Here is a 22,937-nt window from a genome sequence, read left to right on the forward strand (position 1 = left end):
GTCTAAAAACAGCTTAATTTAGCATCCTTATATTTATACTTTTACCATTCGCAAATTTTTGGTGAGCGAAAGGTCAGTTATTTAAAAAACTTTACTTCGGAACATCTCAAAATTGATATATTCAGCTTTGAAGTAAATAAAACTTTTCAAATACTACTATTCATCGCTTGTTCAGTAATAGCACTGTGTTTCCTTATAAGATATTTACAGATTAAAAGCATTAAAAAAATTAACCTTCTCAAATCTGAGGTTGAGTTTAATCATGATTTTAAAGAATCTCTTTTCAACAAATATATCGATGAGTTAATTTATTTCTTCAAAAGAACAAAATATGATGTTGTCATTTTTGAAGATATTGATAGATTTGATTGTATTGAAGTTTTTTCAAATCTCCGAGAAATCAACTTTATCTTGAATAATAATGATCAGATAAAACAAAAGATCACTTTCGTATATGCTATTAAAGATTCTTTATTTAAACTTCCAGAAGAACGTACTAAATTCTTTGATTATATTATTCCAATTATTCCACATGTAAACTCTGCAAATGCTGAAGCTACATTATATAAGAAGTTAGACTTAAATCATAAAGATAATAATGAGCTATTAAGGCAAATTATTGACAATATTTCTATATATATTCAGGATAACCGAATCGTAAATTCAATTTTAAATGAATACGAAATTTATGAGGAAAAACTGACAGATATAAAAAATGAGATAACAGCTAACGATAAAGACAATAAGACTGAAAAAGAGAAAATAATAAAATCTAAAATCTTCGCAATGATATGTTATAAAATACTTTGTCCTGAAGATTTTCATAAACTCCTTATTGGAAAAAGTGTACTGAATGAAATAATAGATAAGAAAAAAGAATATAAAAAATTATATATAGAGTCTCTTGAAGAAAAAATACAAGATTTCACAAATGATACCTTCGAATCACTAGTAAAAGAACATAGGAGAAAATATATTACTGAACTTGCTTTCAAAACTACTCCTCATAGTGGATCAAGATTGTATTTTAATGGTAGTAATTATTATTCATTCAAAGATTTATTGGAGAATGATCTTTTTGAAACTTGGATAGAAAGAGATACAATCATAGTAGGAAATCATTCCGCTTCTTTTAATGAAATACAAAAAATTATTGAAGAAGTATCTTATAAAAGATCTTTAATTAATATCGGTTTGCAAATTGATTTTAATGATAAAGAGGCTAAAAAAATTAGCAGTAAGTTGAATAATGTTAATACTGTAACATTGAAAGATTTATTGAACATAAATGAGATTAACAATAAAATTTTAAATGATTATAAGAAGCATAAACTCCTAATCACTTTATTAAGATATGGTTATGTCGGAGAAGACTATAATTTTTATATCAATCATTTTAGACCTGGTTCATTAAGTATTGATGATCGAGATTTTATTATGAAAATCAAAAGTGGTGAAACACCAACCAATGTAAATTTCGATTTTGAAACATCAATTTCCAACCCTAAGAAAGTAATAGAAAAACTTAAACATGATTTAAAAAACCCGTATTGTTTCAACCATAACATGCTAGAGCACTTATTTGAAAATAGTCAAACTGAAAAATTCACCTTTATTGTAAATAAAATTCTACAAAGTAACTTTTTCAAGGAGGTTATTGAATACATATCTAAGAAAGAAGACTATAGTTCTGACTTATTTCAAAATATCATTAAAATATTTATCAAAAATGATAACGATTTATGGGTTAGGATTGAAAATATCTCTGGTATTAATTCGCCACAAAAGATTGAATATTTAAAGCTTATCTTATGTTCAATCGATAAAGATTGTTATGACCCTTTAAATCGGTCTGATTCTTTCAAAAGCTATCTTACACATTCTATTGATTTATTATCTTTTGATGAGCTGTTACAATCCCAAGAAAGTATTATAGCTCTTGTTGACTTTCTAGATATTAAATTTACAAAGCCGAAATCTACTGATAGTTTAAACATAAAACTAAAGGACGTTTTTACGCATATCTATGAAAATAATAGATATGAATTAGAAACATATATAGTAAATGTAATTATTCATTACTTTGAAGTAAATGATTTTTCTCCATATTATTTAGACCACAAAAAATCAGAAGACTTATCACACTTAATCAATTATATTGATAGTAATATTAATGATTATGTTTCAAATATTTATCTAGAAGATGACAGTTCTAATACAGTTAAAAATGGTGAAATTAAATGGTTACTTCATGTTTTGAACAATGAATATTTGAAACCAGAATCAGCCAACGAAATTATAAACACAAAAAAATTCACTACAAATATTGATGAATTTGAGAAAGACGACGACAAACTGACAGCTATCGAAAATAATAGAATAGAACCAACTTGGACCAATATAGAAAAATATTATGTAGGCAATAAAAAACAAATTGATGACGCAATAGTTGGGTTTATTAATGTCAATTATCAACCACCATCATATAAACCTTTAATTAATACTCTAAAAGAGCTTGAAACAGTAGACCTTGAATATGAGGGATTTGTTAATGAATTAGTAACTCATGATAATATAAACCATAAAGTTCTCATTGAGATATTAAATCATTTTGATGAAGACTTATCATTTTATTACCTTGAAAATAAGGTTGATCAAGAAAAAGAACTTAATACCTACATTCAACTTATCCCTCAAGAAATAATAACTTCTTCATCTAAAGTATCAAACTATATTATTGATTTATATTTAGATAGAAAAATTGATCTAGACGATTCTTTAATACGAAAAATTTTAAGAAGTACTAATAAAGATTTAATTGATGTTTTTACTAACCAAAACTTTGATAAAGCTTTTATACAAAAAAATATAGCGTTGCTTCATGAAAGAGAACGTGATTACAAAACATGGAGTTATATTTTCTCTCATAATCGGAAAAAGCAAATTCCTTATACAGATAGAGAGTTTTCTCTTTTAGAGAGATGCCAAACGGAAGACTTTATGGTTGCTAACATTAACACTGAACAAAAAACATTCAATCTTAGAAAAGACTTTGATTCAATTAGTATTAAGTCTATTTACGATAAAAGTCTATAGAGCTAGTTAATCATATTATTTGGGAGTGTCAGTTGTACTCTGTCTCAATTTTCTTATGGTCCATTAAATACTTTGTCCCCCAGACTGGGGGACATTTGAAATAGAAGCTGGAATTATGAACGCATTGCGTTCACTATTTAATTTGTGCAACAGCTTGTTGCACAATTGTTTTTCAATCAAATGTAAAAACTCTAAAAAAAAGAAGTTCTTCCCACTCACCTCTTCCCTGAAACAGTTGTAGCCCCACCGGGAATCGAACCCAGATCTTAAGCGCCGGAAGCTTACGTACTAATCCGTTGTACTATGGAGCCATTTTTTTGTTTTGTGCGAATATACGACCTTGAGCAGACTCAAACAATAGGATAATTTTCAAATTCAAGGTAAAATGATGTATTTTGTATGAGGTATTTCTTTCTTTTGATCAATCTAACCGCTGAATTAACTCGTTTTCAATGAGATTCTCTCTTAAACTATATATTTATCTAATTTCTGTTTTTTTATTGCTTTCTAATGAAGCTTTTTCTCAATGGATGAAGGCGCAGGTAAATCATGACGTATTTATGCGTGATAGTCATGGACCTAATGGGCATGTGATGATGATCTTAAAAAACGGGAGAAACCTATTGGCACTTCCTATTGATAGTAACGAGTCTTATATACGTGTTTGGGATTATCAGACGGGAAAGCGGGGCTTTGTGTATAAAAAATACCTGACCTTGTATGAGATTCTGCCTAGGGTAGAGTTGAAAGAGCTTTCCAATCATGGCACGCTGAAACGTGGGGGGACGACCTTGCACTTGGAAAATCAGTTTAAGAAGGATATTAATTTTGAATTGGATCAGATTCCGTATCAGTTACAGCCTTATGAGGAAATCACTTTGAGGATTCGTGAGGGGGAACATGGTATTTGGATCAGCCGGGATGGTGCGTTTCCTTTTTGGGGAAGTTTGACGCTGGCCGACAGTGCGGAATATGTGCTAAAAATCAATGAAACGGAAGAGGTTTTGGTAAGTGAACTGTATCCTATTTTATCGCATCAGGATACAGTGCTGACGGAGTATTATTCTGTAGACACGGTAAATGTCACTCCTAAAGTGAGGGTGGATACGGCGAGGATTGTCAACAATAAACACCCTCAGGATTTGGAGGAATCGAAATCCAAAATCGGAATCAGAGGATATGTAAAATTAAATGCTATTTATGATTTCAATGGGCTTTCGGATGTGGACCGTTTTGTGCCGGTTGAAATTCCTGTTGGTGATGAGCGAAATACCATCGACAGAGGTTTTTATATGGGAGCAAGACAGTCACGTTTGGCGTTTTATTCTAATATCAAAGCGAAAACGGGCTATCTGAAAATCTATATTGAAGCGGATTTTGCGGGAGGAAGTACTATTCAGATGCTCTTCCGATTGAGGCAGGCTTATGCGGAATACGGTTTTCTTACCATCGGACAAACGTGGACCACTTTCGCCAACCTTGAAGCAATTCCTTTGACGGTAGATCGAGAAGGGCCGAACAGTTCAATTGCCATTCGTCAAGGGATGGTCCGATGGGAAAAGAAAGTGGGGTATACGGACAATGAATTTGGTGTGGCCATTGAAACGCCCACTACCGCTTTTTCGGATTCCATTGCTGTAGATCAACGACAGAAATATCCTGATATCAGTTCCCGTTATAAGGTCAAATATGACAAAGGGCAAGTGCAACTTTCTGGTCTGTTCAGAATCATTTCCCATACAGATATCAATACCAATCATGTCACCAACACGGCCGGTTATGGCATTATGGTGAGTGGTAAACAGTACATCGAAAACAAAGATAATATCCTGTATTTTCAAGCGGTATACGGAAAAGGCATCAGCAGATATGTTAGAGCATTTCGAAATTATTCTATGGACGCTTTTGTTAATCCTGCCGATAACAGCGTTTTTATTCCTCAAACGTCCGGTGGATATCTTTCCTTTGAACACCATTGGTCGGAAAAGCTTTTCAGCAACATTACGGGTGGTGTAACTTGGTTGGAAAATGCGGAATGGCAAGCGGAAGACAGCTATAAAAGTAGTTACTACGGCAGTATCAATAGCTTTTGGTTCGCCTTCGATCGTATGCAATTAGGGGTTGGATATATTTATGGAATCCGAAGAAATAAAAACGATGAGCAAGGCTATGCTTCTCGGTTCCAAATGTACATTAGATACGATATTTAATGATGACCATGAAGCAGTTTTCATCCCCTACATATCGTCTTTTCATCACTCTTTTAATGGTTTTTATCCATCAAAATACCTTCGGGCAATGGATGCGTTCTACCGTTGAATATTCTACACATCTCCGTGACCATCGTTCCATCAACAGCCCTGCCTTGATGCGTTTGGAAAAAGGAAGAGACATTTTGGCCCTGCCCTTACACGAGGAAAGTCAATTTGTAAAAGTGTGGGATTATCAAACTGGAAAAAGAGGTTTTGTATTAAGCAAAGAGCTAGTGTACATTGATACCCTCGCCAAGGCTGACTTATTTGTTCCCAACTTCCAAGGACAGATTCATAGAAAAGAAGCATTGCTCCATATTGAAAATATTGAAGAATATTCTATCATTGTAGAGATAGATCAATACCCTTATGAGATTGCTCCTTACAAAGAAATCAAATTGGCTTTACCCGAAGGACAACATGGCATTTGGGCTTACAGAGATGGTGCATTACCGTTTTGGGGTGATATCGAATTAAAAGACAGTTCTGAGTATATTATCCAAATCAAAACAACGGAAGATGAAGATGTGATTATGGCGGATATTCAACCTGTAGAGCATGTGGTAGATACCGTAATTGTGGAAAATCGCTATGAAAAGACATTGACTTTCCTTCCAAAAATAAAGATTGACACCACCAAAATTGTAGACAACAAACACCCTCAGGATCTTGAAATGGCTCAAACCCCTTTTGACATTCGAGGCTACGTCAAACTCAATGGTTTATATGATTTCCATGGTCTGGCTAGAACAGGCGGTTTTCCACCCTACGACATTCCAGTGGGTGAAGATAATATTCTGAATCCCGGTTTTTACTTAAGTGCCCGTCAATCAAGATTGGGTATTTCTTCCAATATTCTCACGGACCAAGGCTACATCAAACTTTTTATTGAACTTGATTTTGTAGGTGGAGGAAATGCATTGGATTACGTTCGACTGAGGCATGCTTATGTCCAATACGGCTACCTCACCGTTGGGCAAACCTGGACCACTTTCACGGACCTCTACTCCACTCCACTTACTGTAGATAATGAGGGACCAAGTAGTTCTTCCTCTACAAGACAAGGTGTAATTCGATATGAAAAAAAGGTTGGAAATAACAATAACGAGTTTGCTATAAGCCTAGAAACACCTACTAGGAATTTTTCGGATACAATTGCAATCGACCAGAGACAACTTTGGCCTGATCTAGCCTCAAGGTATAAAATCACATTACCTAGAGGTCAGATTCAAGCAGCAGGTCTATTCCGAATTTTATCTCAACATAATCCTGATGATAATGTAATTTCAAAAGTAGGTTATGGTTTGATGATTTCTGGTAAAAATTCTTTCAAGGATAAACATAAAATTTACTATCAAATTATTGGAGGAAGAGGTGTAACACGCTATGTCTCTGCCTTTTCTTCATATAACCTTGATGCTGTAGCAAGTCCTACCAATGATATTTATATTCCATTTTCTGCAGGAGGGTATTTTACTTATGAATATTACTTCAAACAAAACTTATTCATAAACTTCGTCAATGGAGTCTCTTGGATTGATAATGCCGAGTGGCAACCGGATAATACATTTGAAAAAAGTTACTATACCAGTGCCAATTTATTTTGGTTTCCATTTGACAGATGCCGAACGGGTGTCAGTATAGTGCAAGGGGAAAGATTCAATAAAGATGGTCAAAGAGGTAGTGCTTGGAGATTTCAGATGTATATTCGTTATGATATTTGATAATAGATCTACGATTCCATTATTTATGAACATCAAAACCACTTTTACTGGACTTTTTGGAGTGATCATCTCACTTCTTCTTCTTATATCCCTGCTTTTTCTTGCTTTATTCAGTAATCGAAAAGAGTTTGGGAAGTTGCAAATCAATCGTCATGAAAGTATTCTCATAAAGAATGAAATTGAGGATACTAGCCGTGAACTTCATCAACTTCTTCTCCACTACATTACGAGTGAAGATGAAAGGTACCTCCAAGAATATAATGCACTAAAAAATGGAATTAGTAACATCAATATCGATACGCTGAAACTTGAAAAGGCAGAAGAAAAGAAGATCAATAAAGCGATAGTGAGGTTGAAAAGTCAACTCTCAAAGGAGGAAGAAATTCTACAACAATATCAACAAAATCGAGATTCAGCAATTCAGTATTTATATCAAGAGGATTATGTAAAGCTCACTTCAACTATTCCTGAAGAGTTGGATCAGTTTGAGAGTGATTTCATTCAAAAAACACAAACGGTTTGGGAGCAGAACAGAGCGGAAGGATTTAAGTACTTTTATATTTCACTCACCTTTTTATTGTTTACACTGATCTTTGCCTGTATTTCATTTTACTTGATTAGGAAGAGATTACAGAGGCAAGAGGTCGTTGATAAACGTTTTAAAGAAAGCGTTGAAGATCTAAAACGTGTAAAACAAGAGTTAGAAAAGAGTGATGAACGATTTACTTTAGCCGTAGAAGGAACGGGTCTTTTAATCTGGGATTTTAATACTCAAAACAAAACGATCAATTGGTTTCCGAAAGGATGTCGTCTTTTTGATTATGAATACAATGAAATCATTCCCACTATCGATTTTCTTTTAGAGCATATACACAAGGATGATAAAGCATTATTACAAGGGCAAATTGAACATCACAAAGCGACGAGAGAAAAGATATATTTTGATGCTCGTTTTTATACAAAAGATAAAACATTGAGGTGGTATAGATGTCATGGTGCTCCTGTTTATCAAGAAGGAAAAGTCGTTCGTATTGTTGGTACATTTAATGATATCACTGAGCAGTTACATCAAGATGAAAAAATTGTTGATGCAATTCTTGAAACAGAAGATAAAGAGAGAAGCAGGATTGCACGGGAGATTCATGATAATCTTCAACAAACAATGTCAACCGCTATTCTCAATCTTGAAAAGGTAAGAGCTGAATCAGTGATTTCAAATGAAGAGGAAATAAAGCATTTTAATATTGCATACAACTACCTCAAAAAGGCGATTCAAGAAAGTAGAACATTGGCACATAACTTAATGCCGAAAGTTGTAAGTGCAAATGGAATTGTTTTGGCGATTCAAGCTTTAATTTCAGCATTGGAAGGAACTACTGACACAAAAATTCATTTTTATGAAAATTTAGGTAGTGAAAGAGTGAAACTTTCTGTGGAGATGACGTTGTATAGAATTGTGCAAGAAAGTATCAATAATATGATCAAACACGCTGAAGCTTCTCAATGTACTATTCAACTCTTGAAGCATTCGGATATGATCGTATTGACTATTGAAGATGATGGTAATGGCTTTGATTTAAATACTCAAATGAACTCTTTTGGGTTGAATAGTATGAAAACTAGGGCCAATGCTGTGGGGGCTTATTTCCAAATCTCCTCACAAAAATCGAAAGGAACAGAAATAATTTTTGAACTCGGAATATAATATGGATACACCTATTAAAGTAATATTGGTAGATGATCACATCATGATCAGAGAAGGCTTAAAATCATTCTTACTTCAGGAGCAATTTCAAATTATAGGAGAAGCCAATAATGGGAAAGAGGCATTACAACTTTTACAAGACAATGAAGTGAATGTAGTGGTCACAGATATTATGATGCCCGAAATGGATGGTATTGAATTATCAAAAGTAATCACCAAGGAAAATCCCGAAGTGCAAGTACTAGCCTTAACCATGATGAATGAAAATTATAATATCAAAAAAATGTTAGCTGCCGGTGCAAAAGGTTATGTATTGAAAGATTGCACGCAAGATGAACTCCGAAATGCTATCTTATCCGTTGCTCAAGGAAAATCATTTTACTCTGCTGAAGTCACTAATATCATTATGGAAGGGCTTTCGAGTGTGCCGACTTCCAAAAAAAGAGTGTCTTCTGAAATCCCATTGACAGGTAGAGAAAAAGAAATATTGCACTTGATCTGTAAAGAATATTCTAATCAAGAAATAGCGGATGAACTTTTTATTTCCTCAAGAACTGTAGAAACACACAAAAGAAATCTGTTAGAAAAAACAGGAGTAAAAAACGTGGCCGGACTCGTCTTATATGCTATTGAACGTAAATTATTTGATGATTTGTAAAAGTAAACGAGTGTTTCTAGCACCATAGTTAAAACTATGACCTCATCAAGATTTCAATCTTGATGGTTAAAAGTAGAAACATCACTTTAGTGTTGTTGGAGTCAATATTACCTGCCCTTGGCTTCAGTCATGGGGTACGATATAGCTACAATTTTCAATCTAAGGGAAACACGCAAAAATTGAAACTCCGGTTTATACAGACCTCACTATCAAAACTGTACTATACATTTGTAATATCAAAAAAGACAAATCGGTTTAATAATTTACAAATAGTACAAACATGAAAAAATTTAAATTATTCGTATTAATAATCTCATTGTTCAGCCTTTTTACAACTACTTCATGTAATAACGAAAATGAGGAGTTAGGACCTATCACTCCAGAACATCCTATCGGTGACCCTATAAAAGAACCGTTTTCAGAATAAAGGATTTTAAAAAAAACTAAGCCTTCATTACAATTGTAGTGAGGGCTTTTCTGCGTTTGAATTTATCCAAACAAAAAAGAGAATTAAATTACCACTGGCGCGAATGTTAAGCGAATGCGACATTCGTGCCTTGCAGATCATCAGAAATCTCCCGATTTCTAAATATTACGAACATTGAAAACATAGTTTACAACACTCTAAGGGAAACACGCAAAAATCACTAATACCGAATTTACAGATCTAACTCTACAAACATCACTCTACCTTTGTAAGGTTAGTAAAAAAGATAACAGAAAACAGTAACTTAATGGTTTTAGTAAGCGAAATCTTCAAGATGCTAAACTTATAAACAGTATAGGCCTGAGTGATATTACTCGATTCCCATCAACACTCAGGTACTAAACATCATAATTAATTGGTTTAAGCCTTCCCTACCTTTGTAGAGAAGGCTTTTTTTAACTGCAAATCAAACTGTGTGTTTCACGTAGATTTCTAAACTCCTGTTTTCCCTCTCAATTTCCCACTTTATACAACCTAGTTTTGTATCACAATCAATCAGAAAGAATTATGAAAAAATATCTATTTCTTGTCTTGCTTTTCGCTTTAAGTGAAATGACTTATGCCGACAAAAAACCAAACATTATCATGATCATGACAGACGATGTGGCACCACAAGATTTGTCGATCTATCATAGAGGGTTAGGAGCCGTAAATACTCCAAATATAGATAAGATTGGTAATGATGGGATGATGCTAACGGATTATTACGCACAACAAAGTTGTACCGCAGGAAGGTCTTCTTTTCTTACTGGTCAGTATCCGATCAGAACAGGATTGACTTCTGTTGGCCAGCCTGGATCAAAACTAGGGCTAAATGCAAAAGATGTAACATTAGCTGAACTATTACAAGATCAAGGGTATGCTACGGCACACTTTGGCAAAAGTCACTTGGGTGACCGAAACGAACATTTACCTACCGTTCACGGATTCGATGAGTTTTATGGTTTTTTATATCATTTAAATATGATGGATATGCCTGAACAGCCTGAGTTTCCTGATGATCCCAACTTTGTTGGCAGACCAAGAAATGTGATTTACAGTAAAGCCACTACTACTGATGATACTACTGTAGACCCTCGTTGGGGAAAAGTGGGTAAACAAGTCATTGAAGACCGAGGTGAACTGGGTAAACTCAGACAAGAAACATTTGATGATGAGGTATTAGAATATTCTCAAAAATGGTTGAAAGCAAAGAAAAAAGCTGATGAAGAATTTTTCTTATTTTTCAATCCATCAAGAATGCATCAAGAGATCTATGTAAGCGAAAAGTGGAAAGGAAAAAGCGGACATAGCACCTACGCAGATGGTCTTTTACACCTTGACTATCTAGTAGGTGAACTCCTAAAAACATTGGAGGAGATTGGTGAAGCAGACAATACAATTGTAATGTTTACTTCTGACAATGGGGTCAACCTTGCTCACTGGCCTAGTGGGGGTACGGCTTCTTTCAGAGGTGAAAAAGGGACTACTTGGGACGGTGGTTTCAGAGTACCAATGCTAGTAAAATGGCCTAAAAATATTCCTGCAGGAACATGGAGTGGTGAATTATTTACAGCAGAAGACTGGGTGCCCACTTTAATGGCAATGATTGGTGAAGATAACGTCAAAGAAGAACTCTTAGAAGGTAAAGAGGTCAACGGAACGGAGTACAAAGTACATATTGATGGTTATAATCAGATGGATGTACTTACTCAAAACGGGAAATCAAAAAGACGAGAGTTTTTCTTCTATGCAGAAAACGAACTGCAAGCCATACGTGTAGATCAATGGAAAATCTACCTGGCCGTAAAAGATGAATGGCTGAAAGACTCTGAAAAATTGCCGGGTGGTATGATTGTCAATTTGAAATTAGACCCTTATGAAAGATCGATTGATACTCCAGGGCATTTCTTATGGATGAAAGAGAAAACATGGGTGTTACCAACAATAGCACCACCATTAAAAGCATTCGCTGAAAGTATGAAGGCTTTCCCTCCAAGACAAAAAGGTACAGGAATTGGGGCCGCAGCTATCTTAAACCAACTAAACAGTAAATAAAGAGAAAGAAATAAGAAGTTTAGATACACAATTTGCAATGTATTGCAAAAAATTAATGAGAGAAAAAGGGTGTCGATATAGACATCAACTTAGTTTAGGGTTAAAACCGATGTAAATGATGTAAGCCGAGTGTATTTTATACTTGGCTTACTAAAGTTTTATCTCAAAGCGTTCCATCATCCTTTTGATATTACTGTCTGGAACATTATGAATTGATTTACTTCCATGTCTATTTTCAACAATCAAAGAAGAAACTTGATAACCGTACTTTTCGGCCATTACAAAGTAATTCTTCATTTCATCTTCTGTTGTAAATGTATTGGAAACTACAATCAATTCTTGGCTTCTTGACATGCAGAGTTTCACCATTTCTTCACATTGTTTATGGGCAAAAGGAAGGTTTCTAGGATCAAATTGATATTCTCCATTTTCATTTACCATAAAATCATCCGCCTCAATTGACCCTCCCATTGCCTGAGCAACTGTTGTTTTTCCTGCACCTGGTAAACCTCTTAGTAATATGAGCTTCTTCATTTGTTAACAAAAATAAATAATAAGTTCTATTCACTTTTTAAAGATAAGCAGTAACTTTAGAGAAACTAAGTATCAAATCAAAATTACTTTACGCCATCACTTGTTATTGTTTTTCGAATTTTTACCTCAAAAAACTCTAAATTCATAATTTAATTTTGACCTAGTACTTTAAATTTTTAATAACTTCTTCCGAAAAACTAATGGTACGCCTTCAACATATTACTTTTAATAAATTAAGCTTAATTCAAAAAGCGGAAATCGTGCAATACTTTTCAGACTTCCTTACTTCAATGTATAAGATGGATAAGAAATTTGAACTTTATAATTACGATGGTGCCTATATCCAAGTCAATTATAAAGATGGGAATAGTATGGAAAATGAAATTGAATCAATTTATGAAATCGATAAGATCTCACAGTATTGCCCCGCCATCGATTGGAAAAAAATATTGAAATAAAAGGCTTAAAAGTATTTGCTATACTCTTAAGCCTTTTTTATAATACATGCACTACTTTCTATTCTTGACTACATTAACGCCATCTTCCTACAAGATTTTATAGGGTCTACTTTCAAGCTTCTTTCTTCTTCATTTTTCCATTGATGAAAAACGAAGCAAAAAATTCAAGGCTCACTGGCGCGAATGTTAAGCGATAGCGTCATTCGTGTCCTTCAGATCATTAGAAATCTCCTGATTTCTAAATGCTGTAAATATTCGAAAATTTAGTTTACAATGTAGTAGTTTTACACATACTTCATTTACTTTTCAATTAATTTTGCTGTAGCTGCATATTCTTCTACCATACTTTCAACTACTTCTTTTACAGACCGAATCGATTTTACATATTCGATAGAAGGCCCTGCACACCAAACGGTTTTATAAGTAGCGCCAAATGCCGATTTTTCTAACATTTTCATCCCTTTGTAAAAGGTAAGCATCTTGGCAAATTTCTTCAATCGCTTATTCTTATTCAGAAGGGATTCAAGCCAATTCTGCTTTGTACCAATTTCCTTCATATAAGGAGTATTGATTACCGTACATGGAGTCCCTGAAAGCTTGGTGGTCATCACAATATCATCTGCCCCGTAATCTACACACGCTTGTTTGTAAGCATCATTGACACCTCCTTCGTGTGTGGCAATAAAAGGACTCCCCATTGAAATCCCAACGGCTCCAAGGTCAATTTTTTCTTTCCATTGCGTACCATTACCCACTCCTCCGGCAGAAATAACTGGAATATCACATGCTTTTACCAAGGCCGGTACTAATTCACTGGCAGAAGTTGGACCAGCGTGCCCCCCTGCTTCTTTATTTACTGCAATGACCGCATCTGCTCCTAATTCCTGTACCTTCAAAGCGTACTTGGTATCCACCACATCACAAAAAACTTTAATGCCAGCAGGCTTACATTTTTCTATGATTTTACGTGGAGATCCTAAAGAGGTAATGATAAAATCAACTCCCAACTCAACGCATGTATTTAATTGTTCTTGTAGTCGGACATTAGATTTATTAGCAATCAAATTCACTCCAAAAGGTTTATCACCTATGGCAGTTCGTATTTCGTGTATCGCTGCTCTAAATTCTTTGTCAGTTCTATAGTTTAAGGCTGGAACAGTCCCTGTTATCCCGCTTTTTGCTGCTGCAATCAGCATCTCCGCATTGGAAACTAAAAACATAGGAGCCATAATCATCGGGTAATCAATACCCAACATTTCAGTTAGTGGTGTGGAAATTTTTTCCATAGTGTGTGTTGTATTGGTTAAAAATAGTATGCATGCATACTAAATATTTTATTACAATATGGAAAAATTATATTGGAAAGTCAACCTGATGAGGAATGAGGGAAATTAATATCGTCAAACTTAAATCCTATTTTTTTGGTGTAATACTTTAAACTAATTTTTCGAATATTTATGATCTTTAGACATCAGGAGATTTATAGGTCACGAATGAAGCTGTTGTTTAACATTCGCGTCATTGCCCTTTCAACCCAATTAATTTAGTAGTAATTCCCTCGGCCTTGAAGGGAAAAGCCTTGCATTTTTTGCTTCTTTTTGTTTAAACACAAAAACGAAGAAGGAGGATGCTTGAAAGTAGGTCCTATAAAATCTTATATAAAGATTGAACGAAAGTTTAGTTTACAATATAGTAGTACAAAGTTCAAATTTCCCCTTAATTACAGCAACTTATCAACAATATCTTGATGGTTGTTACTGAAATATTCTTTCATATATCCATCAAGTTCATCAAAGCTTTCCTTATCGAAAGTTTGTTCTACTTTTCCTCCTGAGAAGTGATAGATTTTATCTGAAAGTTTTTGAAGAGCACTCAAAGTATGAGAGGCTATTAATATAATTTTACCTCTCTCTTTTAAAGTATTGATGATTTTTTCAAGATCAATAGATGCCTCTACATCTAAACCGAGAAAAGGTTCATCTAGAAGAATCACGGGAACATCCGCACTCAATAACATCATTAGGGCTAACCTCTTCTTCATTCCTGTAGAATAGTAATCTACAATCTCATCCAAAGGAAGCTCAAAAATGCTATTCCAACCATCTATGTCAAAATCAGGAAACCTCACTTTAAAAACATTGAGATGTTCTCGTCCTGTAATCATGGAATAGAAAGTAGGCTTCGCTTCTAAATAGCCTACTTGAGCTCTTAAAAGTGTCTCATTCTCTAGTAGCGTTTCGCCATTAAAATTCTTTTTCCACTGTGCTATGATCTCAAATAAGGTCGTTTTTCCTACGCCATTTTTTCCTAATACACCGATAATTTTTCCTTTTTCAATGGATATATTGATGTTTTGAAGTACCTGCTTTTCTCCGTAAGCGAAAGAAATATTTTTTAACTCTAACATACTATATGCATTAAAAATAATAGGATAATTGACGATTGGCTCTTTTCCATGACCTTAATCCCACAATCAAAGGCAATGGAATAAGGAAAGGAATAAAAATACTTATGTAGTAGAACGCAATGATAAAGGTATTTGCTCTAAAATTAGTGTTCGGTTCATAGGTAATATACTTCTGAAGTATCATCAAGAAGAGAACAAAAAATGAACCTAAAAATAAATAAGCGACCACATAAAAAACTTGGAAGTAAAAAACTAAGCCAATAAGTAATGCAAAACTATTGATGAGCAGAAAAAGCAAAGCCATCTGTTTAATTTTTTTCTTCAAGAAAGAGGTTGAAGTATCGGCTACTGCATAAAGGATTTGTCTTGGTTCGTTTTGTGTATAAAAACCGAAGATAGAGATACTTGAAACTACGATCCCAATTAATAAAAACTCAAAACGGAAAAGTCCGATTACTGTCAAAACAATGGCCACAATAATCCCCCACGCTCCTCCATTTCTCATTCCTGAACGCCAATCATATGCTGAGGCAGAAAAAGGAATAGGAAGTACAAATCCCTGACTTTCAATAGACCTATTGGTAGGTAAAAAGCTTGTGATTAATGGTAAAAAAAGAAGGATGGGATAGAGATAATTAGAGGGAGAAAAAGCGATTCCCCAAGTAAACAGGAACACCCAAATCAGGTTTTCAAGTAAATAATACAAGATTGGGAACTTCATGAGTTGCAATAAAATTTTCTCATCTTTTCTATTGGCTTGCGCTGCAGAAAGAAGTGAAAGCAGTGCCGCGTCCACAAAAAAAGCATGAAGTTCTTTTATATGAATCAAGAAAAATTGAAAAAAACTATAGAATATGAATAGCATTAGCAATCTCAAAATTCCTAAATCAGCTAAAATTCTGCTAATCTGTTTCCTTCTAAGATTTAGTATAGATAGTGTTAATTGTAAAATCACATCAATTTAATTTAGGTAATCCTACCAAGATTGTTGTCGTTCGTAAGTAGACAATGAGACATGTAAATGATCTCCCGTCCCATGATGTCTTATGATATTAAACCCTAAAGTATTAAAATAAATCTGACTAAACCAAATCATCCAGAAAGGTCTTCCCTTCGTTCTGAGGTCCATAGCGTGTACATATCCCGTGTTTTGCTTGAAGTGTAAAGAGCTTGATTTGGAAGGTAAACCCATTTTCTTATAGTCTTCAGGCTCTCTACTTAAAGAGGTGATTAATACATCTTTATCAAAAAATAAAAGTGTTCTTAAACTGATTTTCAAGTAGGGATGAAGCTGTGTATATTCCTGTTTGATTTGATCACTTTTGGCATTTTTTCCAGTAAAAGAAAATAACGAAAAAATTGTGTAGGTTATTACGAATAAAAATACAAATAGTGTGATTCTCTTAATTGCAAGAAAGCTGACCTTGTATTTTCTGAAAAATAATAAGTAGCCGATCGAGAGGTAAAGTAACAAAATAAACGACAGTACCACGATCCCCACAACTAAACCTAACCAAACAGAAGCTGCATATTCGTGATACATATAAATGCCACTTCTGATCATCATGGTAAAGGGTAATACACATAAAAAAAGGAAAAAAATGGTCCACAGAAAGAATTTCAGTACTGCTTTTTTCCATGAAAATTTCTTTTGTGAGTTGAAGTCTGTTTGATAAGAGTAAGGTTCGTATTTATAACTCATGTTATAGTTTTTAGATCATTTAATACATGAAGATATAAAACTAGTGATTTGTATTCAAAAAAAGGCTAGGCTTTGAAGAGAAAAGCACTACCAAATTAATTGGGTAGAAAGTCCACTGGTGTGAATATTAAGCGTTAGGTCCTACTCATCAGCAGAAATCTCCCAATTTCTAAATATTATATCGTTAATTGATCTATTTCCTTTTATGAGGGATAAATAGTAGTGTATTGTGGTTTGCAAGGACGTTGCATTGCAACGCCCCATACAAAACTACATTTTAGAAGATGATTATAAAATTAGGAGACTTTGCAAAAGTTTGTTTCAAAAAGGATTTGAATATAAATTACACTCTCTAATTCAATAGAAGTGATGATAGTTGATTGATAGGTATTAAATTTCAAAGCTTGGGTAATAAAAAACGGAATGTCTACAAAGCCACCATTTTCTTACTAAGTTCTACCAACTGCTTTGCTGCTACTCTATCGTTGGCATTCGGATTAGGTGAGGTCATAGGCCAACCTCCTTTTTTACATTCTTTATCTCTATACAGTACACTGTGTTGACTGAAATAAGCTCCAGAATAGTTAGGCGCATCATCAGATAATAATACATGAAGAGAGGTTTGTGCTGACTCCTCATTACTATTTGTGATTGAATGCCTGAAGGGATATAATAAAAATCTCACTATTTTCATCATCACTCCATCCCCTCCAAAGTTACTTCTTGCCCATCCCGGATGGATAGAGGCTGTACTCACACCTGTACCTTTCAAACGTTCACCGAGTTCCAAAGCATATAAATTGACGGCTACTTTAGCTTCACAATAAGCGTCTACACCATTGTATTTTCTATTTTTCCAATTGATATCTTCAAAGTGTACCTTGTAGCGGTTTTTAGCACTTCCCGCATGTCCCACTGAAGATAGAATGCCCACTCTAGCAGGTGCACTTTTCTTCAGTTGCTCCAATAGAAGTTCTGTCAAAAGAAAGTGACCAAAGTAACTTACACCAATCGACATCTCAATACCATCTTTGGTGTATTGTGCCTTATCTCCTGAAAACAGGGCGCCAGCATTACACATCAAGCCATCCAGTCGATCATATTTTGCCTTAAACTTTTCTGCAAAATCTCTTACTGATTGCAAGTCGGCAAAGTCCACCTTCATTACTTCGTAACTGCCTTTTAAATTACCAAAGGCTTTCGCTCCTTCCTCTCCAGCATCTACTCTTCGACATGCCATAATCACATGACCTCCTTGCTTCATCAACTGTTTTGAGGTTTCTAGTCCAACACCTGAATTAGCTCCAGTGACTATATATATTTTACCACTTATATCTTTTTGGAGTGTTTTTTCATCACACCATATTACATTTTTGTTCGCCATTTTTTCTGATTTGAAAGTTTAAAAACCGGACAATGCATTAATGTCTATCATACCAATCAAGCATCTGTCCAGGATGCTCAGAATAGTAGGTATAACCATGGAAACGCTGCGATGTCCCTTCAATCCAGAAAAGCTTCTTATCCCCTACTGGTATTGCATCATAAATGGCTTGAACATCTTCCGGAAACGTCATTTTATCGGCTTTCACTTGGGTGACAAACGTAGGTATCTTGATATACTTGGCGTCAATAATTGGTGATGAGTCCTCAATTCTAAAACCGAACTGCTCACGATAGACTTCTTCGAAAGCTTTCTCTCCACTTTTCCCCAAATACATATTCTTAGACAATTTTTTGACAATAGCTTCTCCCGAAATAGGCTGGATCAACATCATCGATTTTACACCTTCAAAAGCTTCTGGATGTTTTTTCATAGCTACTAATGTAGAGTTACCTCCAAGACACATACTATGCAGGTGGATGTCCATCCCTTTTGTATCCTCACGTTGTTTTACATAATTCAAAGAACCCACCACATCTTTATATTCAAAAAGACTTGGATTATAGGCATTGCTTTGAGCTGGTGCACTAAACCCATGATTTCTTAAATCATATGCCAAAACATTGTATCCTGCATCTGTCAGTGCTTTATATTTAGGTAAGAAGTTTACCTCAAATCCTCCTGCATTCGTCCAAGGCTTTATATGCCCTGCGTAACCATATCGGTTACCTGGAGAAAAATGATTACATATCACTATTTTGTTTGATGCATTTTTGGCCGGCATATACCACCCTTCCAATACAATTCCATCTGTGGAAGTAAAGGAAATATCTTCAAAGTGCATTCCGTATTCATCTGGTCTTCTCAATATCGGAGAACGTCGAACAGTTGCAATCATAGGAACTATTCTTTTCATCAGCATTCTAGCAATCATCATCGTTCGTTTTAGTGTTCTTAATAGGAAAATAGAAAATCAAGATGGCAGGAAAATGCTTTTTTACCTTCTTGATATTACAAAGGTAGCTTGATGAAAAATGGAAAAAGTATACATATTGAAGCAATAGAGAAACATATTGAAGAACTTTATTGTTCTGTTTAATAATCTCTAATTCTTACGTTTTAAGCTTCTTGAGTTAAGAGGAAATTTTGACTAAAATGATGATCATTTTTTGGGAGGATAATTGTTGATGTTTTACTAATTACACTGTAAATTAACGTTAACTTCCAATCGATCTTTCTACCAGCTTTTGTAGGATTTACTTTCAAACTTCCTTCTTCTTCATTTTTGTCTTAACACAAAAACGAAGCAAAAAAGTCAAGGCTTTGAAGTCAAAAGCTAAATTTCATTTCTCTCACCTAAATGATTTTAAACTCGCTGCGCTCAAACAGCAAAATCATTTTTAACGGCTCATTCCATGAAATTCTTAACGCTTTTCCCTTCAAGGCCGGGGGAATACTACCAAACTAGAATGGTAGAAAGTCCACTTGGCGCGAATGTTAAGCGTCAGCGTCATTCGTGTCCTTCAGATCATCAGAAATCTCCTGATTTCTAAATACTATTATTAACGATAATTTAGTTTACAATTTGCTTATGCTTTAATATATTCTCTCTATTTTCTTGTAGATAAAAACAATCGGCACTATTTTGAATTATTATATCTATAAAAAACTCTCAAACTAATTATTTAAAAGCTATGAAAAAAGCAATTTGGAACGATGTCGTTCTAGCGGAAAGTGATGAAACCATCGTTGTTGAAGGAAATCAATACTTCCCTCCTTCTTCTGTGAAAAAAGAATATTTCTCAGAGACAGCCACACACACTACATGTCCTTGGAAAGGGGAAGCGTCTTATTATACCATTGAAGTAGATGGTCAGAAAAATGTAGATGCAGCTTGGTTTTATAAACAGCCTAAAGAAAAGGCCAGTGAAATCAAGGATTATGTAGCTTTCTGGAAAGGAGTGAAAGTGATGTAACGATAGAAAAAATAGCCTACAATTTTAGTTGTAGGCTATTTTTTTTGTCTTGAATCATCAATGTCCTGCAAACCGGATCAGTGTCAATTGATGTATTTTATAATCCATCGTAGATAAATCAGAGAAATTGAATTCCGTGAAGTCCCGATGACCGCAAGCCCTTGCCACCACTTTCATCAACCCTGTAGTGGCTTCAAAGAAGTTGGACAATTGCTGTGCAGACTTCTGCATTTCCAACCGAGCTCTTAAATGATCCTTCTGTGTAGCAATTCCAACAGGACAATTATTAGTTGAACATGCTCTCATCCCCAAACAACCAATGGCTTGCATGGCAGAATTGGAAACGGCAATTGCATCAGCACCTAACATCAATGCTTTTACAAAATCATCTGCGACTCTCAATCCTCCCGTAATAATCAAAGAAACGTCCTTCGCTCCCATTTTATCCAAATGCCTTCTTGCTCTTGCCAATGCTGGAATGGTAGGTACATTGATATTATCTTTTAAAATGTTAGGGGCAGAACCTGTTCCTCCACCTCTTCCATCAAGAATAATATAATCTACACCCACGGCCAACGCAAAATCAATATCGTCTTCAATTCTTGATGCGGCCATTTTAAAACCAATTGGAATTCCACCTGTTTGTGCCCTGACTTCATTGGCAAAGTTTTTATAATCCTCTACGCCATGAAAATCAGGAAATGTAGCAGGTGAAATGGCAGATTGTCCTTTTGCTAAACCTCTTACTTTTGCAATTTCTTCCGTCACCTTTGTGCCTGGCAAGTGACCTCCTGTACCGGTCTTCGCCCCCTGCCCTGCTTTAAAATGAAACGCTTGAGCTTTCTTTACTTTGTCCCATGAGAAACCAAACTTACCCGAAGCCAACTCATAAAAATACCTTGAGTTGGCTTCTTGCTCTTCAGGCAACATCCCACCTTCTCCACTACAAATTCCCGTTCCTGCTTTTTCAGCTCCCATGGACAACGCAATCTTTGCTTCCTTTGACAATGCTCCAAAACTCATGTCTGATACAAAAATGGGAATGTCTAATTGTAAAGGCTTCTTCGCATTTTTTCCTATCACGGTAGACGTGGTCACCTCCTCTTTATCCAACAAAGGTCTTCGAGAAAGTTGAGCTGGCAGAAACTGTATTTGTTCCCACCTCGGTAGAGTGGTACGGTCGACCCCCATAGACGACGATGGACCATGCTTCCCCACTTGCTTTAAACCATTTTTCGCCAATTGTTGAATATAGGCCGTGTAGGGTTCTGTTTCTTCGGGATGTGTATCGGCGTATTGCCCTAAGTAATCCTCTCTGTTAAAAGGCTGAGGAAACTGCTCTAAATAGGCATTGATTTCGTCTTCATCTACATACAAAACCCCCTCTTCAATACTCGTTTGAAACTTATGTAAAGCTTCTTCATTATTGTATTCACTTACACCTGTATCGTACCGGTAGTCCCAACCGTGAAGGCCACAAATCAGATTGTGTCCACTGATACTTCCATCGGCCATTAATGCTCCTCTATGCAAGCATCGGCCATACAAAACAGAAATTTCATCTCCGTATCGTACAACCACCAAGTCCAATCCATTGACTTGAAATCCTACGGGTTCCTTTTCCGGAAGCCCTGCTATTTCGGTAAGCTTTACTTTTTTCATTGTGTTGTTTTTGGGTGATTAAGTAGTTCTTAAATTGTTCCTATATCCTATACTTAAAGTATCCCTATAATTTACATATTCTTTTGGTAAAAGTGATAATAAAACACTGTAAACTAACACTTTGAATACGCATTATGCTATAAAGTAAATTCCCAAATATTTATTACCGATGGAAGAGGTGGTTACTGTGGTGGCTCGTTAGGTCGTTGCAATGCAACGACCCTACAGAGCTGCGATTATCATAAAACATTTGTCTTTTGATCTGTCATCAGACAATCATTTAGTAGTATACCCATCATCGGCCTTGAAGGGAAAAGCGTGAAGAATTTCATGGAGTGAGCCGTTAAAAATGATTTTGTTGTTTGAGCGCAGCGAGTTTAAAATCATTTAAGCGAGAGAAATGGAATTTAGCTTTTGACTTCTAAGCCTTGAATTTTTTGCTTCTTTTTGTTTCAAAAAAAAAGAAGAAGAAAGACGCTTGAAAATAGGACCTAAAAAGCGGGTAGAAAAATCTATTAGAAGTTGAAGCAACAAAAAAGGCTACCATCACGGTAACCTATAGATTAATATTTTTGATTGGGAGTCAAATTTTCCAGCTCCTCCTTTTCAGATTGCTGCTCTTCTACTTGTTGTTCAATTTTCACTTCTTCTTTCACTTCCTCCTCTTCTTCTACTTTAAACGATAATAAGACGATAGGAATACAAATAAGCATTACAATTGACCACAATGTAGTGCCAAGCATTATTTTGATATTTTTCATTTTCAATCGTTGTTCATTTCACTAAATCATATCAATAAAGAAATTTAAATTACAAAAACGGGTAAACAAAGAAGAATGTTTCAGAATTATAATT

18 protein-coding genes and 1 tRNA gene are annotated in these 22,937 nt (G+C 35.0%); 9 read left to right on the forward strand and 10 right to left on the reverse strand.

Translation table 11 applies throughout. The features are described 5' to 3' along the window. Window positions 1-54 precede the first annotated feature (54 nt). Complete coding sequence (locus IC221_RS01130; protein ID WP_367397753.1) at window positions 55-3,096, forward strand: hypothetical protein; 3,042 nt, start codon at window positions 55-57, stop codon at window positions 3,094-3,096. A 238-nt stretch (window positions 3,097-3,334) separates the two neighbouring features. Here IC221_RS01130 and IC221_RS01135 read toward each other — a convergent pair. Next, window positions 3,335-3,407: transfer RNA gene (locus IC221_RS01135), tRNA-Arg, on the reverse strand. Between the two features lie 219 nt (window positions 3,408-3,626). Between IC221_RS01135 and IC221_RS01140 the strand changes: the two genes are divergently transcribed. From IC221_RS01140 to IC221_RS01165, 6 genes are all read left to right on the forward strand, one after another. After that, on the forward strand, window positions 3,627-5,306 hold the full coding sequence (locus IC221_RS01140; protein WP_188167219.1) for a DcaP family trimeric outer membrane transporter: 1,680 nt from the start codon (window positions 3,627-3,629) through the stop codon (window positions 5,304-5,306). 8 nt (window positions 5,307-5,314) lie between these two features. Beyond that, on the forward strand, window positions 5,315-7,072 hold the full coding sequence (locus IC221_RS01145; protein ID WP_188167220.1) for a DcaP family trimeric outer membrane transporter: 1,758 nt from the start codon (window positions 5,315-5,317) through the stop codon (window positions 7,070-7,072). After that, window positions 7,062-8,777 (forward strand): PAS domain-containing protein, encoded by a 1,716-nt coding sequence (locus IC221_RS01150; RefSeq protein WP_188167221.1) that lies wholly within the window; start codon window positions 7,062-7,064, stop codon window positions 8,775-8,777. The genes IC221_RS01145 and IC221_RS01150 overlap by 11 nt, the downstream gene beginning before the upstream one ends. A 1-nt stretch (window position 8,778) precedes the next feature. After that, window positions 8,779-9,435, forward strand: coding sequence for a response regulator transcription factor (locus IC221_RS01155; RefSeq protein WP_188167222.1), 657 nt, complete (start codon window positions 8,779-8,781; stop codon window positions 9,433-9,435). Between the two features lie 280 nt (window positions 9,436-9,715). Beyond that, on the forward strand, window positions 9,716-9,862 hold the full coding sequence (locus tag IC221_RS01160) for a hypothetical protein (RefSeq protein WP_188167223.1): 147 nt from the start codon (window positions 9,716-9,718) through the stop codon (window positions 9,860-9,862). Window positions 9,863-10,429: 567 nt separating this feature from the next. Next, entirely contained in the window at window positions 10,430-11,959 is a 1,530-nt protein-coding gene (locus tag IC221_RS01165) for an arylsulfatase (RefSeq protein ID WP_188167224.1), read from the forward strand. A 150-nt stretch (window positions 11,960-12,109) separates the two neighbouring features. On the opposite strand, the gene IC221_RS01170 is transcribed toward IC221_RS01165, so the two are convergent. Continuing rightward, window positions 12,110-12,493 carry an AAA family ATPase gene (locus IC221_RS01170; RefSeq protein WP_188167225.1) on the reverse strand — a complete coding sequence of 128 codons (384 nt, stop codon included), beginning with the start codon at window positions 12,491-12,493 and terminating at the stop codon, window positions 12,110-12,112. Window positions 12,494-12,693: 200 nt separating this feature from the next. Here IC221_RS01170 and IC221_RS01175 point away from each other — a divergent pair, with 200 nt between their 5' ends. Next, entirely contained in the window at window positions 12,694-12,951 is a 258-nt protein-coding gene (locus IC221_RS01175) for a hypothetical protein (protein WP_044211318.1), read from the forward strand. Window positions 12,952-13,250: 299 nt separating this feature from the next. On the opposite strand, the gene IC221_RS01180 is transcribed toward IC221_RS01175, so the two are convergent. The 6 genes from IC221_RS01180 to IC221_RS01205 form a co-directional block, all read right to left on the reverse strand. After that, window positions 13,251-14,237 (reverse strand): nitronate monooxygenase family protein, encoded by a 987-nt coding sequence (locus IC221_RS01180; protein ID WP_188167226.1) that lies wholly within the window; start codon window positions 14,235-14,237, stop codon window positions 13,251-13,253. Window positions 14,238-14,671: 434 nt separating this feature from the next. Next, window positions 14,672-15,358, reverse strand: a complete 687-nt coding sequence (locus tag IC221_RS01185) for an ATP-binding cassette domain-containing protein (protein WP_188167227.1) — start codon at window positions 15,356-15,358, stop codon at window positions 14,672-14,674. A gap of 10 nt (window positions 15,359-15,368) precedes the next feature. Then, complete coding sequence (locus tag IC221_RS01190; protein ID WP_188167228.1) at window positions 15,369-16,187, reverse strand: hypothetical protein; 819 nt, start codon at window positions 16,185-16,187, stop codon at window positions 15,369-15,371. A gap of 147 nt (window positions 16,188-16,334) precedes the next feature. After that, window positions 16,335-17,060 carry a hypothetical protein gene (locus IC221_RS01195; protein ID WP_188167229.1) on the reverse strand — a complete coding sequence of 242 codons (726 nt, stop codon included), beginning with the start codon at window positions 17,058-17,060 and terminating at the stop codon, window positions 16,335-16,337. A gap of 427 nt (window positions 17,061-17,487) precedes the next feature. Beyond that, the gene (locus IC221_RS01200) at window positions 17,488-18,444 is read right to left on the reverse strand and encodes an SDR family NAD(P)-dependent oxidoreductase (RefSeq protein WP_188167230.1); all 957 of its coding nucleotides are present in this window, start codon (window positions 18,442-18,444) and stop codon (window positions 17,488-17,490) included. Window positions 18,445-18,481: 37 nt separating this feature from the next. Further along, the gene (locus IC221_RS01205) at window positions 18,482-19,381 is read right to left on the reverse strand and encodes a S9 family peptidase (protein ID WP_044213302.1); all 900 of its coding nucleotides are present in this window, start codon (window positions 19,379-19,381) and stop codon (window positions 18,482-18,484) included. A 757-nt stretch (window positions 19,382-20,138) separates the two neighbouring features. Between IC221_RS01205 and IC221_RS01210 the strand changes: the two genes are divergently transcribed. Continuing rightward, the gene (locus IC221_RS01210; protein WP_188167231.1) at window positions 20,139-20,420 is read left to right on the forward strand and encodes a DUF427 domain-containing protein; all 282 of its coding nucleotides are present in this window, start codon (window positions 20,139-20,141) and stop codon (window positions 20,418-20,420) included. 57 nt (window positions 20,421-20,477) lie between these two features. Here IC221_RS01210 and IC221_RS01215 read toward each other — a convergent pair whose 3' ends face one another. Together IC221_RS01215 and IC221_RS01220 are read right to left on the reverse strand one after the other, a co-directional pair. Then, window positions 20,478-22,082, reverse strand: a complete 1,605-nt coding sequence (locus IC221_RS01215) for a glutamate synthase-related protein (RefSeq protein ID WP_188167232.1) — start codon at window positions 22,080-22,082, stop codon at window positions 20,478-20,480. A 563-nt stretch (window positions 22,083-22,645) separates the two neighbouring features. Beyond that, window positions 22,646-22,843 carry a hypothetical protein gene (locus IC221_RS01220; RefSeq protein WP_044213311.1) on the reverse strand — a complete coding sequence of 66 codons (198 nt, stop codon included), beginning with the start codon at window positions 22,841-22,843 and terminating at the stop codon, window positions 22,646-22,648. Window positions 22,844-22,937 lie beyond the last annotated feature (94 nt).

This window comes from Flammeovirga sp. EKP202, assembly GCF_014534745.1.
In the GTDB taxonomy this organism is placed as follows: domain Bacteria; phylum Bacteroidota; class Bacteroidia; order Cytophagales; family Flammeovirgaceae; genus Flammeovirga.

Excerpts from the sequence above, each read along its gene's own strand:
- IC221_RS01220 (WP_044213311.1), bottom strand. The coding sequence starts at position 22,843 with ATGAAAAATATCAAAATAATGCTTGGCACTACATTGTGGTCAATTGTA.
- IC221_RS01160 (WP_188167223.1), top strand. The coding sequence starts at position 9,716 with ATGAAAAAATTTAAATTATTCGTATTAATAATCTCATTGTTCAGCCTT.
- IC221_RS01150 (WP_188167221.1), top strand. The coding sequence starts at position 7,062 with ATGATATTTGATAATAGATCTACGATTCCATTATTTATGAACATCAAA.
- IC221_RS01155 (WP_188167222.1), top strand. The coding sequence starts at position 8,779 with ATGGATACACCTATTAAAGTAATATTGGTAGATGATCACATCATGATC.
- IC221_RS01165 (WP_188167224.1), top strand. The coding sequence starts at position 10,430 with ATGAAAAAATATCTATTTCTTGTCTTGCTTTTCGCTTTAAGTGAAATG.
- IC221_RS01145 (WP_188167220.1), top strand. The coding sequence starts at position 5,315 with ATGAAGCAGTTTTCATCCCCTACATATCGTCTTTTCATCACTCTTTTA.
- IC221_RS01205 (WP_044213302.1), bottom strand. The coding sequence starts at position 19,381 with ATGATGATTGCTAGAATGCTGATGAAAAGAATAGTTCCTATGATTGCA.
- IC221_RS01210 (WP_188167231.1), top strand. The coding sequence starts at position 20,139 with ATGAAAAAAGCAATTTGGAACGATGTCGTTCTAGCGGAAAGTGATGAA.
- IC221_RS01215 (WP_188167232.1), bottom strand. The coding sequence starts at position 22,082 with ATGAAAAAAGTAAAGCTTACCGAAATAGCAGGGCTTCCGGAAAAGGAA.
- IC221_RS01200 (WP_188167230.1), bottom strand. The coding sequence starts at position 18,444 with ATGGCGAACAAAAATGTAATATGGTGTGATGAAAAAACACTCCAAAAA.
- IC221_RS01140 (WP_188167219.1), top strand. The coding sequence starts at position 3,627 with ATGAAGGCGCAGGTAAATCATGACGTATTTATGCGTGATAGTCATGGA.
- IC221_RS01180 (WP_188167226.1), bottom strand. The coding sequence starts at position 14,237 with ATGGAAAAAATTTCCACACCACTAACTGAAATGTTGGGTATTGATTAC.
- IC221_RS01175 (WP_044211318.1), top strand. The coding sequence starts at position 12,694 with ATGGTACGCCTTCAACATATTACTTTTAATAAATTAAGCTTAATTCAA.
- IC221_RS01185 (WP_188167227.1), bottom strand. The coding sequence starts at position 15,358 with ATGTTAGAGTTAAAAAATATTTCTTTCGCTTACGGAGAAAAGCAGGTA.
- IC221_RS01195 (WP_188167229.1), bottom strand. The coding sequence starts at position 17,060 with ATGAGTTATAAATACGAACCTTACTCTTATCAAACAGACTTCAACTCA.
- IC221_RS01170 (WP_188167225.1), bottom strand. The coding sequence starts at position 12,493 with ATGAAGAAGCTCATATTACTAAGAGGTTTACCAGGTGCAGGAAAAACA.